Consider the following 15368-nt stretch of genomic DNA (forward strand, 5'->3'; position numbering starts at 1 on the left):
ATGCGATCGTCGGCAGCGTCAGATGTGTATAAGAGACAGCGTCACCACGCCCCCGGCCAACATTGCCACCGGCGCGAATGTGGCTGCAGTCCAACGCTTCCGGCGTACGACGGGGCTGCTGTCGAACATGAACCGGCCGCGCCGAGCCGAGGAGAGGGCGGCACCGCGGGCCAGCGCCAGCTCGGCCTCGGCAGGCGTGAACACCGGAACTCCGAGCGTCCGTTCCAGCCGGGGCATGACTCCGGTCAGGTCCCCCGCCGACCCGACCACCACCACCGCGTCCGGGCGCGGGGTCGCGCCGGCGAATACGTCGCGCAGCCAAGCGGACAGCGCCGCGTCACCGTCGACGAGATGGTTGACCGCGCTGCGCACCGGTCCGCCGCCGGGCCGCACGGTCAGTGCGATGACCATTTCGGGTTCGATGACGCAGACCACCGTCGAGTCGAAACCGACGACGTCGGCGATACCGCGGGCCAGCGCCTCGGTGGCCTGGGGTAGCCGGACCGGCACCACACTCGGAAATCCGGACTCGGGCAGCGTCTTGATCACGTGGGACGCCTCCCGTTCGGCGTAGTCACTCCAGGTGACGCCGACCGAGCGCAGCTCGTGGCCACTGCCTGCCGCCATCGCGTCGAGCTGCGCCACCGCGGACAGGACCTCGTCGCAGACGTCGCGCTCGTTGTAGGCCCGCAGATCGATCGTGTCGTGGGCCAGCGTGGTGCCGTCCCCGTCGCGTCCTTCGACCAGGACCAGACCGACGCTGGATCCCGTCATCGAGACGCCGAGCACCGCGTCCACACGTACTCCCCTCGGAGCTGTGGCCACGAAACGGTGGCCCGCCGCAACGCGACAACGCAACATACCGCGGGCCTGGAAGTGTGGCCGCCGTCCACCTGTTCGGGGGTGACCATACCCGGGCCTCACCGGGCAAGTACACCTGGTGACCGGCGGCTTCGGTCCTCGTGCCGGACGTCAATATGTGCTGTGCCCGATGAATCCGGTGGACAGGACCGAAATCGATTTTGCGGGCCGGCGGGGTAAATTCCCGCCCGACATCCGGGCGCCCGGTCAGCCCCGCCTGTCCTCGCCGCCGGAGAGGATGTCGCCCAGCAGCGCCGGTTCGATGTTGCCGCCAGAGACGATGACGACCGCGGGACCCGCGGGCAGTGCACCACGCCGGTAGCCGGCCAGCGCGACGGCACCACTTGGCTCGGCGACCAGATGCGCGCGGTGCGCCAGTTCCCGCACCGCCGTGCGGATCTCGTCCTCGCTGACCGTGATGACGCCGTCGAGAACGTGTTGCAGGTGCGCGAACGTCAGCGCCGACGGGGTGGAGCGCAGTCCGTCGGCGATGGTCCGGTTCCGTTGCGCCACCGGCCAATCCACCAGATGGCCGCTGGCCAGCGCCTCGGCGGTGTCTGCCGCGAGCTCGGGCTCGACGCCAAATATCTTGGCTTGCGGGCACAGTGCGCGTATCGCGGTGCCGATCCCGGAGGCCAGCCCGCCGCCGCTGACGGGAATCAGCACCGTCGCGACACTCGGGAGGTCCTCGGCGATCTCCAGCCCGGCGGTGCCCTGTCCGGCGATGATGGCAGGGTCGTCGAACGGCGGTATCAGGACACCGCCTGTGCGTTCGACGAGTTCTGCGGCCACCCGTTCGCGCTGGCCCGCGGCACACAGCACCACGTGTGCGCCATGGGCCCGGGTCGCGTCGACCTTGACCGCGGGAGTTTCCTCGGGCATCACGATGTGCGCGGCGACGCCGTACCGCGCCGCGGCGAAGGCGACCGCTTGGGCGTGGTTGCCACTGGAGTACGCCACTGCTCCCCTGGTCCGCACGTGCGGATCCAGCAGGCCGAGCGCGTTGAACGCGCCGCGGATCTTGAACGCGCCGATGGGTTGCAGGTTCTCGGGTTTGAGCCATAGCGGGCGATCCGGGTCGCCCCACGTGGCAGGCAGCAGCGGAGTGCGAAGCACGTCGGCGGCGATACGCCCGGCGGCGCCGCGGATGTCCTCGATGGTCACCAGTCTCACGCCGGCCAGTCAACACCGCGGCGCTACAGTGGCTCGCGCCCGGGTGTCGGAGAAAGGGTGTCCAGGTGACGGGGTTCAGTTTTCCGATCGTGCCGCGCTACGCGGAGATCGATCAGCAGGGCGTGGTGTTCAACGGCCACTACCTGACGTGGTTCGACGAGACCTTCGGCGCACTGCTGGATCACCTCGGCGAGAGCTACCCCGACCTCATCGCGTCCGGATTCGACGTGCAGGTGGTGCACAGCGAAATCGACTACCTGGCGCCGGTGCGCTGGCGGGACGCCGTGCGGGTCACCGCACAGTGCGAACGCCTCGGTACGACGAGCTTCACGCTGGGCTATACGGTGCTGAGCTCCGATGCCACCACCACCGAACGGCCCGCCGTCATCGGTCGCAACGTCTACGTCATCGTCTCCACCGCCGACTGGGCCAAGCGACCGGTCCCCGAACCTCTCCGCACGGCACTCAAATCCGTTGCTGTGCAATGAGTCTCACCGGTCTGCCGTAGCGGGTCGACGGCGGCGGTAATGTCGCCGCATGGAAGACCACGGAGCACACCGAGAACTGCCCCCTGGCATGGCCGAACAGCTTGACCTGCCGTACTCCGGCATGGTGTCGTTCGGCCACCGCCCCTTCCTGACCGAGGTCGAGCAACTCGACTCATGGCGGCCCGATGTCGCGATCGTCGGGGCGCCCTTCGACGTCGGGACGACCAACCGGCCCGGTGCGCGCTTCGGCCCGCGCGCCATCCGCGCCACCGCCTACGAACCCGGCACCTACCACCTCGATCTGGGGCTGGAGATCTTCGACTGGCTGGAGGTGGTGGACTTCGGCGACGCGTACTGCCCGCACGGGCAGACCGAGGTGTCGCACTCCAACATCCGTGAGCGGGTGCACGCGGTGGCCTCGCGCGGCATCGTGCCGGTTGTGCTCGGTGGCGACCATTCCATCACCTGGCCCTCGGCCACGGCGGTGGCCGACGTGCACGGCTATGGCAACGTGGGCATCGTGCACTTCGACGCACACGCCGACACCGCCGACATGATCGAAGGCAACCTGGCGAGCCACGGCACGCCCATGCGTCGGCTCATCGAGTCCGGGGCGGTGCCCGGCACGCACTTCGTGCAGGTCGGCCTGCGTGGATACTGGCCGCCGCAGGACACCTTCGAGTGGATGCTCGAGCAGGGCATGACGTGGCACACCATGCAGGAGATCTGGGACCGCGGCTTCAAGGAAGTGATGAACGACGCCGTCGGCGAAGCGCTGGCCAAAGCCGAAAAGCTCTATCTCTCAGTCGATATCGACGTTCTCGATCCGGCACACGCGCCGGGCACCGGTACCCCGGAGCCCGGTGGCATCACCAGCGCCGACCTGCTGCGGATGGTGCGCCAGCTCTGCTACAGCCACGACGTCGCAGGCGTGGACGTGGTCGAGGTCTCCCCCGCCTACGACCACGCCGAGCTGACCGTGAACGCCGCGCACCGCGTGGTGTTCGAGGCGCTGTCGGGTATGGCCGCGCGGCGCCGCGATGCCGCCCAGGCCAAACCGGGTCCACCGGCCCGCTGACCAGTCCCGTTGAAACACCCCGGCGCCGGTAGGACAATCGGGGTGGCCATCGCGGTCCGATCGGGGAGGAACGATCATGACGTATGCCGGCAACAGAACCTTCGACGACGACGCACCTGAGGCTGATGCGGTCGAACAGCTCACTCCCGTCACCGTCGACGACGATGACATGTCCGAACTCGGCCGGGTCCGGATCTCGCCCGATACGGATGCCGACGAGGCGGATCTGATCGAACAAGCCACTGCGGTCCCATTTGACGACGACCTGGATTTCGACCGCTGACCAGAGAGGATGCCGGCATGCGGATGCCCGAGGCGCTGGAAGCCCTGTCCACCGAGAGCGATGCCGACCGGGTGTTCGGTGAGCCGTATCAGACTCCCGACGGAGCCACCATCGTCCCGGTGTCCAAGGTTCGGCACCGCCGCGACGGCAGCCGGGTCACCCGGGCGCTCGGCGTGTTCGTGGTCAAGGACGGCAGACCGACGTGGGTGCCCGCCGTCGACGCCACGCGGCTGGCGTTGGTGGGCGAGTTGATCGGCCTGGTCGCGGCGACGCTGGCAACCGCGGCTATGATCCGTCGCCCGCCGTGGCCGGACCTGCGGGCCGACCTTTCGCGCTGCGCCTGACCGTCAGTCGCCACACTGCGGCGGTCACCGCCAGGGCGGCGAGGGCCGCCAGCCACGGCCATGCCCCATGCTGATGGACCCAGCCCGCCACGGTGCCCTGCACTCGACCGGCCGCGGCGATCACCGGGTCGTCGGGTGAGCCGCCGCCACCGAACAGCCGGATCTCGTAGAGGCCGTAGTAGCCGACGTAGGCACCCACGGCGATCAGCAGCGCGCCGCTGATTCTGTTGACATACGGCACAATTCGGCGCATCCGGTCGACGACCACAGTGCTCGCCGACGCGGCGGCCACGGCGAGGGCTCCGACGATCACCATGAATCCTGCCGCGTAGGCACCGAACACGGCGACGCCACGCACCGGTGTTCCCGATCGGAAACCCGCACCGGTGGCGGCGAGAAATGGCCCCACCGTGCAAGACAACGAGGCCACCGCGTAGCCCACGCCGTAGCCGAACATGGACCCCAGGCGTGCCGTCGGCGCCCAGTTGACGTGACGTGTCAACGTGTCTCCGACGAGCAGGCCCAGATGCCGGCCCGCCAGTAGCCAGCCGCCGAGCCCGAGCAAGACCAGCCCGATCAGCACCGTGACATAAGGCAGGTAGCGCTGCACGGTGCTGGCCACCGCGACCGTCAACGCGGCGAAAAGGCCGAACACCGCGACGAACCCGGCTGTCATCGCGACCGTGGCCAACAGCGCCCGGCGCACCGCCCGAGGCCATGCGGTCTCGTCCGGTCCGCGCACGACCAGCGCGAGATACCCTGGCAGCAAAGCGAATCCACACGGATTCAGCGCCGCGACGAGGCCGGCGCCGAACGCCAGCCCCACCAGTTCGTCACCCACGCCGGTCAGCGCAGCGCTGCCACCCGACTGGCCAACTCGTCCTGCGGCATGGCCGATGTCGGGTTGTTCACGAATGTCGACGATCCGTCGGCGCGGTAGAAGACGTAGGCCGGTTGCCACGGCACGTTGTAGCGCGCCCAGATCGAACCGTCGGCGTCGTTGAGATTGGTGAAGTTCAGGTGGTACTTGTCCACGAAGCCCTGCATCGCACCGACGTCGGAGTGCGCGGCCACGCCCACGAATGTCACGCCCGGGTTTGCCGCCGACACAGCGCTGACGCCCGGAGCCTCGGCGTTGCAGAACGGGCACCACGGCGTCCAGAACCACAGCACCGCAGGATGTCCGGCCAGGGTCGAGCCGTTGAACGGTGCGCCCGACAGGGTCGTCCCGGTGAACTGCATACGGTCATCGGCGAGTGCGGCGGGCGGGGCCACCAACGCCAACCCCAGCACGACCACACTCATGACGGCGGCCAGGGCGAAGGCCAACATTCGCGGTCGCCGCCAGAATCGCGTACTCATGGCACCATCTCCTCGGCTCAAGGTGCAGCGTGCGCGCGGGGACGCACACACCCTTGACACGACAGCAGGCACACCCGGGTTCAAGAGGAACGGCAGAACTGATGCCGCAGCGTCATACGCTGCGGCATCAGTCTGTGCGGCGGGTTATCCGACGCCGAAGATCGGGATGAACAGGCCGAACAGCCAGACACCCCACTGGCGGGGACCGTCGTTCCACACGGGGGTCAGGTCGTACCCGTAGTAGTTGATGGTCGGCGGCAACGGTCCGCCTCGCCACTGGTACGGCGGCGGCGGGCCCCAGCCCCACGGCGGCGGACCCTGGCGGTCATCCCACCAGTCGTGCCGGTTGTTGGCCCACCACGGACCCTTGTTGTCCCAGTCCCCGTGATCGTTGCCCCAGCGGCCGTGGTCGTTGTTCCAGTCCGCGCGGTCGTTGTTCCATGGGCCGCGGTCCGGTCCCCGGCCAGGCCCGTTGCAGAACGGGAAGCAGTCGTCCTGACCGTGCCCGGGCTGTAGCGGTGCGGGTACGACTGGTGCCGCCGATGCGGCAGGCGCGCCGGCGATTCCGATTCCGAGTGCGCCAACGGTCATCGCCGCTGCGACGAAATTCGTCAGTTTCATTCATGAACCTCCTACGTTGGTGACCCGGGCGCCTGCCATCCCCCAATGGCCCGGCGCCGTAACGCCTTGCGACAACACCGCGGCGAGACGTTCACCCCCGTGTGAGTTATCGGCGCGGTGATCGCGAGCGTTACCCCGCGTCGCTCCCCGGAGCGTCATGGTGACGTGGCTAACCTGAAAGGCAATGCCCCACGTCGCCACCGCCGCACCGACCCGTTCCGTGCCGAAGTTCGCTGCGTCGGCGGTGCTGCCGATCGCTGCGGTGGCTGCGTTGGCACATTGCGTCGCAACACTATTGGGCCGGGGCTACTGGTTCGACGAGGTGTACATGCTGGCCATCGGCCGGTATCACCTGGACTGGGGTTCGGCCGATCAACCCCCGGCCGCCACCGCGCTGGCCGCCCTCATGGACACCGTTGCGCCGAACTCTGTGTTTGCGTTGCGGGTGCCCGCGATACTCGCGACCGCGGGCGCGGTCGTGTTGGCGGCGATGATCGCCCGGGAGTTCGGCGGTGACCGCGACGCCCAGGCGATCACGGCTGTGATGCAAGCCACAGCGCTCTGGCCGACGCTGACCGGGCACTGGTTGACGCCCTACACGCTCGAACCGGTGCAGTGGCTGGCCATCATGTGGCTGTTGGTCCGCTGGGTCAGGGTGCGCGACGACCGACTGCTGGTCGCACTCGGTGCTGTGGTCGGGCTCGCCGTGATGACGAAGTTCCAGGTGTTGCTGCTGTGCGCGATGTTGCTGGTGTGCATCGCGATCACCGGCCCGCGCGATCTTCTGCGCCGCCCGGCTCTATGGTTGGGCGCCGCGATCGCCATCGGTGTGGCCGCACCGACATTGTGGTGGCAACAGTCACACGGCTGGCCGCAATGGCAGATGACCAGAGTGGTCGCAGGCGAAGCCGAGGCGCTCTACGGCGGGCGCCCGGGCGTCGCGGTGCAGCTCGTGATCTATGCAGGGGTCCTCGGGGTGTTCCTCGGTCTCTACGGCGCCTGGCAGCTACTGCGCGCACCGCATTGGCGGGAGTACCGGTTCATCGCGTTCACCGCTGCGGCGCTGTACGTGGTGTTCATCGCGACGCTGGGCCGCCCGTACTACCTGGCTGGACTGTACGGGGTGCTTGCCGCCGCAGGTGCGGTGAGCCTGCAACTGCGACGTGCAGCCAAGCCCGGTGGCAGGCGCTGGCCGGCACGCGTTGGCGCATTGACGAGCATCGCAGCGGCGGTGCTCATTTTGGTCTTCTCCGTCGGGGCCACCCGCTCCGACATCGGCGAGAAGATCGCCCGCACCACCGCGCAGGCCTACCAGAGCCTGCCCGGACCCGAGCGCGAACACACCGCACTGCTGGGCGAGTCCTACATCGTGGCGGCATATCTCGACGGATACGCACCGAAGTACAGCCTGCCGCCGGCGTACAGCACCAATCGCAGCTACGGCTACTTCCCGCCGCCACCTGATGCGGTGGACACCGTGCTCTATGTGGGCCGGACCCCGGAACCGTTGCGTGGATATTTCGCGTCCGCCGACAAGGTCGGCACGGTCAACGACGATCTCTACATCTATCGCCTGAGCGGGCGCGAGCAACCGTGGCAACAGATCTGGCCGCGGTTGCGGACACTGACCGTATCCTGACCGCGCGACGGGTGTGGACCGAATGCCCACCACACTGCGGGTGGACGCTCTACGCTCGATTGGATGGTCTGCAACGGCATCGCGGCCCGGCCCAACGGCACCCCACCACCCGAGGTCCCGCTCTCCGAGATCAACTTGGGCTCTTGGGAGTTCTGGGCGCTCGACGACGACATCCGCGACGGGGCGTTCGCCACCCTGCGCCGCGAGGCACCGCTGTCATTCCAACCCGAGTTCGTCCAGGAGGGAGCGCCGATCGGCCGAGGGCACTGGGTTGCCACCCGGTACGACGACGTGTTCCACGCCAGCCGTCACGCGGAGATCTTCTCCTCGGCCAGTGGCATCACCATCGGTGACGAGAATCCGGAACTGGCAGAGTATTTCGGGTCGATGATCGCGATGGACGATCCGCGCCACACCCGGCTGCGCAACATCGTCCGCAGTGCCTTCACGCCCCGGGTGGTGGCGCTGATCGAGGACTCGGTCCGCGCGCGGGCGCGCAGCCTGGTGGGCGCGATGACGACGCGGCATCCCGACGGCCGCGCAGACCTGGTCGAGGAGTTGGCCGGTCCGCTGCCGCTGCAGATCATCTGCGACATGATGGGTATCCCGGAGGACGACCATCAGCGCGTCTTCCACTGGACCAACGTCATCCTCGGCTTCGGCGACCCCGACATCACCACCGACTTCGAGGAATTCTTCAGCGTGGCAATCGAAATCGGTAGCTACGCAAAGGCGATGGCCGAAGCTCGGCGGTCCGAGCCCGCGATGGATCTCACCACGAGTCTGGTGCAGGCCGAGGTGGACGGCGAGCGGCTGACGTCGGCGGAGATCGCGTCGTTCTTCATCCTGCTCGTGGTGGCCGGCAACGAGACGACGCGCAACGCCATCAGCCACGGCCTGCTGGCCCTGAGCCGGTATCCGGAGCAGCGTCGGCGGTGGTGGGCCGATTACGACGAGCTGGCTCCGACGGCGGTCGAGGAGATCGTGCGGTGGGCCTCTCCGGTGAGTTACATGCGGCGCACCGTCACCCGCGACACCGAGTTGGGCGGCACACCGTTGGCCGCGGGCGACAAGGTCACGCTGTGGTACGGGTCAGCCAACCGCGACGAGGCGAAATTCGCCGACCCGTGGTTGTTCGACGTCGGCCGTCATCCCAACCCGCATCTCGGGTTCGGCGGTGGCGGAGCGCATTTCTGTCTCGGTGCCAATCTGGCGCGGCGCGAGATCACCGTGGCCTTCGAGGAGCTGCATCGCCAGGTACCCGACATCGTCGCCGTCGCCGAACCGGACCGGCTGCAGTCGGCATTCATCCACGGCATCAAGCGGTTACCGGTGGCGTGGGAGTGATCCGCGCCGACCGGCTATTTGACGGTCAGGTTGCTGACCATCGCCGGATGGTACGTGCAGACGAAGCCGTACTCCCCTGGGTCGGCGGGCGCGGTGAGAAGCGCGCGCTGCTTGCCGCCGACGTGGACGTCGAACAACCCTTTGGTGCGCGAGGTCACCGTGTGCGCGACCTCGTCGTCGTTGACGATGGTGATCTGTGCGCCCGGCGCGACGGTAATCGGTGCGCTGTAACCCATTCCGGAGATGGTGATGACGGGTGTGCCCGGTGCGGGTGGCGGCACCGGACTGCCGGTCGTCGCGGCGGCGGTGTCACGGCCGGCGGTGGTTTGCGAATTCGAGCACGCCACAACCCCGAACGCCAGTGCGGCAGCCGCACAGCACACCACGATGCGATTCATACTGACGATTATCGACCGGTCGTCAACCGGGTGGGCTACGAGGTCGCCAGATACCGGCGCCGTTCCCAATCGCTGACGTGACCGGTGTAGGCCTGCCATTCGCTGCGCGCGATCTCGGCGAAGTCGTGCACCGAGTCGGCACCCAATATGTCGGCGATGGTGTCATCCTGTGTGGCCAGCGCGATGGCCACCCCGAGCGATTCGGGCAGCGGCACCCCTTTCTCGTAGAGGTTTCCGCTTTCTGGCTGCGGCGGCGTGCGCTGCGCCCTGATCCCGGCGACCACCGCGGCCAGCGCCGCTGCGATCAACCAGTACGGGTTTGCATCGGATGCGCCACTGCGCAATTCGATGCGGGTGGCAGCGGGGTCGGATTCGACCAATGACCGCACGGCCGCGCTGCGATTGTCCCGACTCCAGCTCACCGTCGCGGGTGCGAACGAATCCGGGGCGAAGCGGCGGTAGGCGTTCACGGAGTGGGCCCCGAACAGCGTGATCGACGGCAGGTGCTCCAGCAGACCGGCGATCGCATACCGGGCCAACTCGTTCTCCTGACCGTCCCGGGGCGCGAAAGCCGGTGCGCCGTCTCGCCACAACGACACGTGCAGGTGCGCCGAGCTGCCCGAGTGTTCGCTGAACGGCTTGGGCATGAAACTCGCGATCCGCCCGTGTCTGCCCGCCACCTCCTTGGCGGCGTATTTGAGCCGGGCGGCGTCGTCTGCCGCCTCGAGGGCATCGGTGTAGATCAGGTTGGCCTCGACCTGCCCTGGGCCGTACTCGGTTTCGATACCCTCCAGCCGGGTGAACGCGGCCAGCGTCCGGTGCAGGTCGGTCAGCAGAGGATCGAGTGCGTTGGCGTTTTCCAGCGAATAGGCGTGAATATCGTTCTGGAACGCCGAGCCGTCGGGGTTGAGCAGGTAGAACTCCAATTCGACGCCGACCTTGGCGGTGTAGCCCAGGGATGCCAGTTGCGCCAGCACCCGTTTGAGCACGGCGCGCGGGTCCAGCAGCGAGGGCCGCCGATCGTGCGCGACGATGTCGGAGATCACGTGACCGGCGCCCGGCCGCCACGGTACGGCACGGAACGTGGTCAGATCGGGAACCGCGTAGACATCGGGGTAGCCGCCGGCCCAGTTGGTCAGGCGCAGGGTGTCGATGACGGTGGCGTCCGCGTTCCAGCCCAAAGATGCCTCGCAGAAGGCGAATCCGCTGCCGCGGGCCCGCTCCAGGAATCCCGCCGCCGGGATCCGTTTGCCCTGGGCGTGTCCGAACGGGTCGCTCCAGGCCACCTCGATTTCCGTGATCGAGCCGTCGTCGATGCGCCCCACCAGTTCTCGCTCCGGGGTGGTTGCTCCCGCACCGACCGTTCCATTGAGTCCATTGAGCGTCATGCCGTCGTATCCGCCTTCGCACCCACTCGTGTCACCACGGCGGCGCCCGCAACGAAGGCCGCGACCAACACCGAGACGATCACCCAGGCCAACACGCTGGACCCACCGACCAGGTCGCTCAGGTTGGAGAGGATGAGCACCAACGCGCCCAGCAGCCCTGCCAGTCCCAGCGCGGGCGCGACCCGGACCCGCCACAGCGAGTTGCCGCGCCGGTCGCGGGCGAAGTAGACCAGCACCGCCACGCTGGTCACGATCATCAGGACCACCACGCCGACCGTCGTCGCCCCGGCGAACCAGGTGTAGAACTGCGCGGCCGGGTCGAGGCCGAACACCACGGCCAGCAGCACCGCCACCGCCACGACTGCCGAGATCCACAGCGACGCCTGGTGTGGTGACCCGTGCCGATCGTGCGGGCGGCTCAACGACGCGGGCAGCACGTCACGCTGTGACAGGGCGAACACGTAGCGCGATGCCACGTTGTGGAAGGCCAGGATGCAGGCGAACAGGCTGGTGAAGTACAGCACGGTGATGAGGTCCGCGCCGACAGCGCCGACGTAGCGCTTGGCCGTGTCACCCAGGAAGGTGCTGCCCGACTGGGTGGCGTGCGCAACGGCACCGTCGTCGCCCCAGCCCGAGATCAACGCCCAACTGGTGACCGCGTAGAACACCCCGATCAGGATCAGCGCGGCGTAGGTGGCCCGCGGGATCGTGCGCTCCGGGGTCTTCGCCTCGTCGCGGAAGATCGCGGTCGCCTCGAATCCGACATAGCTGATGATCGCGAAAAGCAGCCCGATGCCCAGTGATCCGGACAGGATCGCGTGCGGATTGACGATGCCCGTGGACAGGCCGTGGTCCCCACCGCGGGCGACGATCACCAGGTCCAGCACGATCACGATGGCGATCTCGGCGGTCAGCAGGATGCCGAGCACGCGGCTGGACAGCTCGATGTTGCGGTAGCCCAGATAGGTGGTCACTGCGAACGCCGCTGCAGCGAACAGCCACCACGGCAGCGTCGGGCCGCCTGCCAGTTCGAGCACGCTCGCCCCCGCCGGTCCGAGCAGGCCGTACACCCCGGCTTCCAGGGCGACGTAGCTGACCAGCGCCACGAACGCGACGCCGATGCCTGCCGGAAAGCCAAGGGCCTGGCGAACATACGAGAAGAACGCGCCCGCGTCCTCGACGTACGGCGTCATGGCGGTGAACCCGGTCGCGAAGAGCAACAGCACCACGGTCGCCACGATGAAGGTGGCGGGGAAACCGGCTCCGTTGCCCGAGGCGATGCCAAGCGGCACCACTCCCCCGATCACGCCGAGCGGGGCCGCCGCGGCAACGACCATGAACACGATGGCGACGACACCGAGATTGCCGCGCAGCTTGCGGGCGGGCGGCCCCGCAGGGCTACCTAAAGACTCTGGGACCGTGGTGGTTTCGGACATGACCGGGGACCATAGAACCGGTGCCACGGCCACACCAGGTCTGCGGTCACCCTGCGCAAAACCCTCTCAGGCCACGGCGTCGCGGTCGACGATGAACAGCAGCAGAGTCACGGCCAGGATCCCGGCGGCCAGCCAGATCGCGTGCACGCCCCAGGCCCGGCTCGCCACGCCGCCGATCACCGCGCCGCCGGCGAACGCCAAGATGAGCGCCGCGTAGACACCGGTGGCGCGGCGCGCATCCGGGCGGCCTTCGACGAACCCGGCATAGCCCGATTCGACACAGCGCATGAGGTTCCCGGTGGTCGCGACCGGCAGGTAGGCCAGATCCCCGATGTTGCGGAAGAGCCCGATCTGTACCGCGGCCAGCAGCGAGATCGGGACGGTGACCACGGTGTGGGACACGGTGGCCGGTACGAAACCGATCACCGCGAGCGCCACCACCTGGATGGCCATCGTCCAACGCAGTGGGTACGGCAGCACCTGCTCGGCGCGCCCCGATTTGATGTGCGCGGCGATCGACACCCCGACGATGAAGGCCAGGATCGGCCAGAGGTGTGCCAGTGCCGCGCCCACATGCCTGTCGGACAGGTCGAGAGCGAGGAAGATGACGTTGCCCGTCTGCACGTTGGCAAAGACCTGTCCGCGCGTGAAGTAGGTGTGCGCGTCCAGGAATCCGTTGGTGAGCGTGAGCAGCAGGGCGAACCACAGCGTGGCGGTCCGTGCCGTGTCATCGGTACGGCCGCTCATGCGGACAACCTACCGTGATCCTGATGCTCCTCGCGTCCGCCGTGACAACGCCGCCGAAAAGCCGAGATGCTCAGGCACCGAGCACGTCGAGCATGCCTGCCGCGGCCCTCGGCCAGGTGAACTCCTCGGCACGCAGGCGCGCACTGCTGCGCCGCAGCGGTTCCGGGCGGCTGATCACCGAGGTCACGGCATGCGCGATGGCCCGGGGGTCGTTGTCGGCCGTCGCGCCACTGTCGGAGGTGAGGATCTCTGCCAGGGCCGAGGTCCGCGACACCACCGCGGGCGTCCCACAGGCCAGGGCCTCCAGAGCGGCCAGACCGAATGTTTCGTGCGGGCCGGGGGCGAGTGCGACGTCGGCCGACGCCAGAATGGTCGCCACCGTGTCCCGGCAGCCGATGTAGCCCGTGAAGTCGACCGGCAGCCGTGCCGCCTGACGTTCCAGCCGCGCCCGCATGGGCCCCTCCCCGACCACCACCAGCCGGGCATCGACACCCGAATCTCGCAGTGCGGCAACGGTATCGATGCTTCGATGGGCGTGCTTCTCGACCGACAACCGACCGCAGTGCACGAGCAGGGTCTGCTGCGGGGCAGCCCACCGGCTGCGCATCTGCTCGCTGTGCCTGCGCGGGTGGAACTGCTCGAGATCGACTCCGAGCGGCACGGTCGCGACGTTGGCGGCGCCGATGCGGTCGAACTCCTCGCGCGCGAACGCCGTCGTGCACACCACCGCGTCGTAGTTCGCCGCGGTGCGGCGGTTGGCGAAGTTGGCCACCGCGCGGGCCAGTGACCGCGGAAGCACCTGTCCGACAAGGCGGTCGAGGCGTTCGTGGGAGATCATCACGGTGGCAACGTGATTGCGCCGGCCCCACGGCCCGAGTGAGCGCAGGGTGAGCCGGTCGGACACCTCCAACGCGTCGGGCTCCAGTCGGCACAGCAGCGCGGTGACCGGCCCGGGAAGAACGGCGCGGTAACCACCGGTGAACGGGATCTGTCTGGCCGGCAACGAAATTCGTACCACGCCGGTGGGTAGCACGTGCTGTTCTGGAACAGAACCGGGCACGATGAGGTAGACCTCGTGGCCGGCCGCACTGTATTCCGCGCCCAGCCGGTCGACCGCGGTGCGCAGACCACCCGAGCGCGGACCGTAGAAGTTCGCAACCTGGACAACCCGCATGCCCAGATCAGAACCGGGCGTGATGTGCGGTCAACAACGTGACCCCGACCGGTGCCTGAACAGCCGCTGAACTCCGCAGGCGGGTCAGCCGAGGTGCTGGCCGAACCAGTCCTGGACGCGACGCCAGGCATCAGCCGCCGCTGCCGCGTTGTAGCGATCCCCGGTGTCGTTGAAGAAGGCGTGGTTGGCATCGGGCTCGGTGACAAGGTCGTGCACCATCCCGGCCTTCTCCAGCGCGGCGCGGACGACGGGTTCGGTGCTGGTGACCCGTTGGTCCAGCGCGCCGTAGAAGGCGAGGACGGCCGCCTGTTTGGACCCCGAGAAGTCCGGATTGTCCGGGGCGGGCCCGTAGAACGGCACCGCCGCAGCGAGTTGCGGTGCACCCGCGGCCAGCAGTTGCCACACGAGGCCGCCGCCCATGCAAAAGCCGACAGCCGCGAGTTTCTGGTCGGGAACGCGGCGCGCGAGTTCGTCGACGCCGGACTTCAGGTTAGCGACGAACTCCTCTGGCGCGATCTTGCTCAGTGCCGCGGTCGCGGCGGCCGGATCGGTGAAGGCCCCGGTGCCGCCTTGGCCGGACAGCAGGTCGATGGCCAGCGCGGAGTAGCCGATGCCGGCGAAACGTCCTGCGACAGAACGGACCCAGTCGTTGAGTCCCTTGTTCTCATGGATCACCAGAACCCCGCCGCGGGGTTGCGGCGCCGCCGCCCAGGCACCTTGGAGCTGCCCGGCGGGCCCGGCCCAGGTGATCGGGCCGGTGGGCAATGCGCCTGCCGCACCCGGTGGTGGCCCGCTGGGACTCGGGCTCGGCGCGGTGGGGCTCGGCGTCGGCGACTCCGACGTCGGCGGAGCGGCCGTCTTCTGCTCACCGCATGCGGCGATCAGAGCGGTGGCGGCGGCGGTGCCCATCCCGATGAGGGCCAGTCTTCGGAGTGCCTCGCGCCGGGACAGCAGGCCGTCCACGTGATCGGTGGCAATTTCCTCTGCGATGTAGCGCTGTAGCGGTGTCACCTTCGCCAGTATGCGCGG

The 15368-nt window shown here is 68.4% G+C and carries 17 protein-coding genes; 6 read left to right on the forward strand and 11 right to left on the reverse strand.

Annotated elements, in window-relative coordinates; all coding sequences use genetic code 11:
- Positions 1–18: 18 nt before the first annotated feature.
- Entirely contained in the window at positions 19–798 is a 780-nt protein-coding gene (locus A5784_RS22385) for a DUF7159 family protein (protein ID WP_064947087.1), read from the reverse strand.
- Positions 799–1068: 270 nt separating this feature from the next.
- Complete coding sequence (locus A5784_RS22390) at positions 1069–2034, reverse strand: threonine ammonia-lyase (protein ID WP_064947088.1); 966 nt, start codon at positions 2032–2034, stop codon at positions 1069–1071.
- Between the two features lie 65 nt (positions 2035–2099).
- On the opposite strand from A5784_RS22390, the gene A5784_RS22395 reads away from it, so the two are divergent.
- The 4 genes from A5784_RS22395 to A5784_RS22410 all read left to right on the forward strand — a co-directional run bounded on the left by A5784_RS22395 (position 2100) and on the right by A5784_RS22410 (position 4227).
- Entirely contained in the window at positions 2100–2522 is a 423-nt protein-coding gene (locus A5784_RS22395) for an acyl-CoA thioesterase (RefSeq protein WP_064947089.1), read from the forward strand.
- An 88-nt stretch (positions 2523–2610) separates the two neighbouring features.
- Entirely contained in the window at positions 2611–3600 is a 990-nt protein-coding gene (gene speB, locus A5784_RS22400; RefSeq protein WP_064947127.1) for an agmatinase, read from the forward strand.
- A gap of 76 nt (positions 3601–3676) precedes the next feature.
- A complete protein-coding gene (locus A5784_RS22405) occupies positions 3677–3883 on the forward strand; it encodes an Rv3202a family protein (RefSeq protein WP_064947090.1) in 207 nt (68 codons plus the stop codon).
- Positions 3884–3900: 17 nt separating this feature from the next.
- Positions 3901–4227, forward strand: a complete 327-nt coding sequence (locus A5784_RS22410) for a hypothetical protein (protein WP_064947091.1) — start codon at positions 3901–3903, stop codon at positions 4225–4227.
- On the opposite strand, the gene A5784_RS22415 is transcribed toward A5784_RS22410, so the two are convergent.
- The 3 genes from A5784_RS22415 to A5784_RS22425 all read right to left on the reverse strand — a co-directional run bounded on the left by A5784_RS22415 (position 4169) and on the right by A5784_RS22425 (position 6210).
- A complete protein-coding gene (locus A5784_RS22415) occupies positions 4169–5068 on the reverse strand; it encodes a cytochrome c biogenesis CcdA family protein (RefSeq protein ID WP_064947092.1) in 900 nt (299 codons plus the stop codon). The two genes, A5784_RS22410 and A5784_RS22415, sit on opposite strands and share 59 nt — an antisense overlap.
- A gap of 5 nt (positions 5069–5073) precedes the next feature.
- Complete coding sequence (locus tag A5784_RS22420; RefSeq protein ID WP_197514839.1) at positions 5074–5559, reverse strand: protein disulfide oxidoreductase; 486 nt, start codon at positions 5557–5559, stop codon at positions 5074–5076.
- 174 nt (positions 5560–5733) lie between these two features.
- Positions 5734–6210, reverse strand: coding sequence for a hypothetical protein (locus A5784_RS22425; protein ID WP_064947093.1), 477 nt, complete (start codon positions 6208–6210; stop codon positions 5734–5736).
- A gap of 184 nt (positions 6211–6394) precedes the next feature.
- Between A5784_RS22425 and A5784_RS22430 the strand changes: the two genes are divergently transcribed.
- Together A5784_RS22430 and A5784_RS22435 are read left to right on the forward strand one after the other, a co-directional pair.
- Positions 6395–7849 carry an ArnT family glycosyltransferase gene (locus A5784_RS22430; protein WP_082945012.1) on the forward strand — a complete coding sequence of 485 codons (1455 nt, stop codon included), beginning with the start codon at positions 6395–6397 and terminating at the stop codon, positions 7847–7849.
- Positions 7850–7912: 63 nt separating this feature from the next.
- Entirely contained in the window at positions 7913–9196 is a 1284-nt protein-coding gene (locus A5784_RS22435; protein ID WP_064947094.1) for a cytochrome P450, read from the forward strand.
- Positions 9197–9210: 14 nt separating this feature from the next.
- Here the strand turns inward: A5784_RS22435 and A5784_RS22440 are convergent, their stop codons facing one another.
- From A5784_RS22440 to A5784_RS22465, 6 genes are all read right to left on the reverse strand, one after another.
- Entirely contained in the window at positions 9211–9594 is a 384-nt protein-coding gene (locus A5784_RS22440) for a cupredoxin domain-containing protein (protein ID WP_064947095.1), read from the reverse strand.
- A 35-nt stretch (positions 9595–9629) separates the two neighbouring features.
- Positions 9630–10982 (reverse strand): glutamine synthetase family protein, encoded by a 1353-nt coding sequence (locus tag A5784_RS22445; protein WP_064947096.1) that lies wholly within the window; start codon positions 10980–10982, stop codon positions 9630–9632.
- Complete coding sequence (locus A5784_RS22450; protein ID WP_064947097.1) at positions 10979–12418, reverse strand: APC family permease; 1440 nt, start codon at positions 12416–12418, stop codon at positions 10979–10981. Before A5784_RS22450 ends, A5784_RS22445 begins: the two co-directional genes overlap by 4 nt.
- Before the next feature lie 66 nt (positions 12419–12484).
- The gene (locus A5784_RS22455; protein WP_064947098.1) at positions 12485–13165 is read right to left on the reverse strand and encodes a YoaK family protein; all 681 of its coding nucleotides are present in this window, start codon (positions 13163–13165) and stop codon (positions 12485–12487) included.
- Positions 13166–13235: 70 nt separating this feature from the next.
- Complete coding sequence (locus A5784_RS22460) at positions 13236–14339, reverse strand: glycosyltransferase (protein WP_064947099.1); 1104 nt, start codon at positions 14337–14339, stop codon at positions 13236–13238.
- 84 nt (positions 14340–14423) lie between these two features.
- Positions 14424–15350, reverse strand: coding sequence for a dienelactone hydrolase family protein (locus tag A5784_RS22465; RefSeq protein WP_064947100.1), 927 nt, complete (start codon positions 15348–15350; stop codon positions 14424–14426).
- Positions 15351–15368 lie beyond the last annotated feature (18 nt).

This window comes from Mycobacterium sp. 852013-50091_SCH5140682 (assembly GCF_001665685.1).
In the GTDB taxonomy this organism is placed as follows: Bacteria; Actinomycetota; Actinomycetes; order Mycobacteriales; family Mycobacteriaceae; genus Mycobacterium.

Excerpts from the sequence above, each read along its gene's own strand:
- speB (WP_064947127.1), top strand. The coding sequence starts at position 2,611 with ATGGCCGAACAGCTTGACCTGCCGTACTCCGGCATGGTGTCGTTCGGC.
- A5784_RS22405 (WP_064947090.1), top strand. The coding sequence starts at position 3,677 with ATGACGTATGCCGGCAACAGAACCTTCGACGACGACGCACCTGAGGCT.
- A5784_RS22410 (WP_064947091.1), top strand. The coding sequence starts at position 3,901 with ATGCGGATGCCCGAGGCGCTGGAAGCCCTGTCCACCGAGAGCGATGCC.
- A5784_RS22420 (WP_197514839.1), bottom strand. The coding sequence starts at position 5,559 with ATGTTGGCCTTCGCCCTGGCCGCCGTCATGAGTGTGGTCGTGCTGGGG.
- A5784_RS22425 (WP_064947093.1), bottom strand. The coding sequence starts at position 6,210 with ATGAAACTGACGAATTTCGTCGCAGCGGCGATGACCGTTGGCGCACTC.
- A5784_RS22430 (WP_082945012.1), top strand. The coding sequence starts at position 6,395 with ATGCCCCACGTCGCCACCGCCGCACCGACCCGTTCCGTGCCGAAGTTC.
- A5784_RS22435 (WP_064947094.1), top strand. The coding sequence starts at position 7,913 with ATGGTCTGCAACGGCATCGCGGCCCGGCCCAACGGCACCCCACCACCC.
- A5784_RS22440 (WP_064947095.1), bottom strand. The coding sequence starts at position 9,594 with ATGAATCGCATCGTGGTGTGCTGTGCGGCTGCCGCACTGGCGTTCGGG.
- A5784_RS22445 (WP_064947096.1), bottom strand. The coding sequence starts at position 10,982 with ATGACGCTCAATGGACTCAATGGAACGGTCGGTGCGGGAGCAACCACC.
- A5784_RS22450 (WP_064947097.1), bottom strand. The coding sequence starts at position 12,418 with ATGTCCGAAACCACCACGGTCCCAGAGTCTTTAGGTAGCCCTGCGGGG.
- A5784_RS22455 (WP_064947098.1), bottom strand. The coding sequence starts at position 13,165 with ATGAGCGGCCGTACCGATGACACGGCACGGACCGCCACGCTGTGGTTC.
- A5784_RS22460 (WP_064947099.1), bottom strand. The coding sequence starts at position 14,339 with ATGCGGGTTGTCCAGGTTGCGAACTTCTACGGTCCGCGCTCGGGTGGT.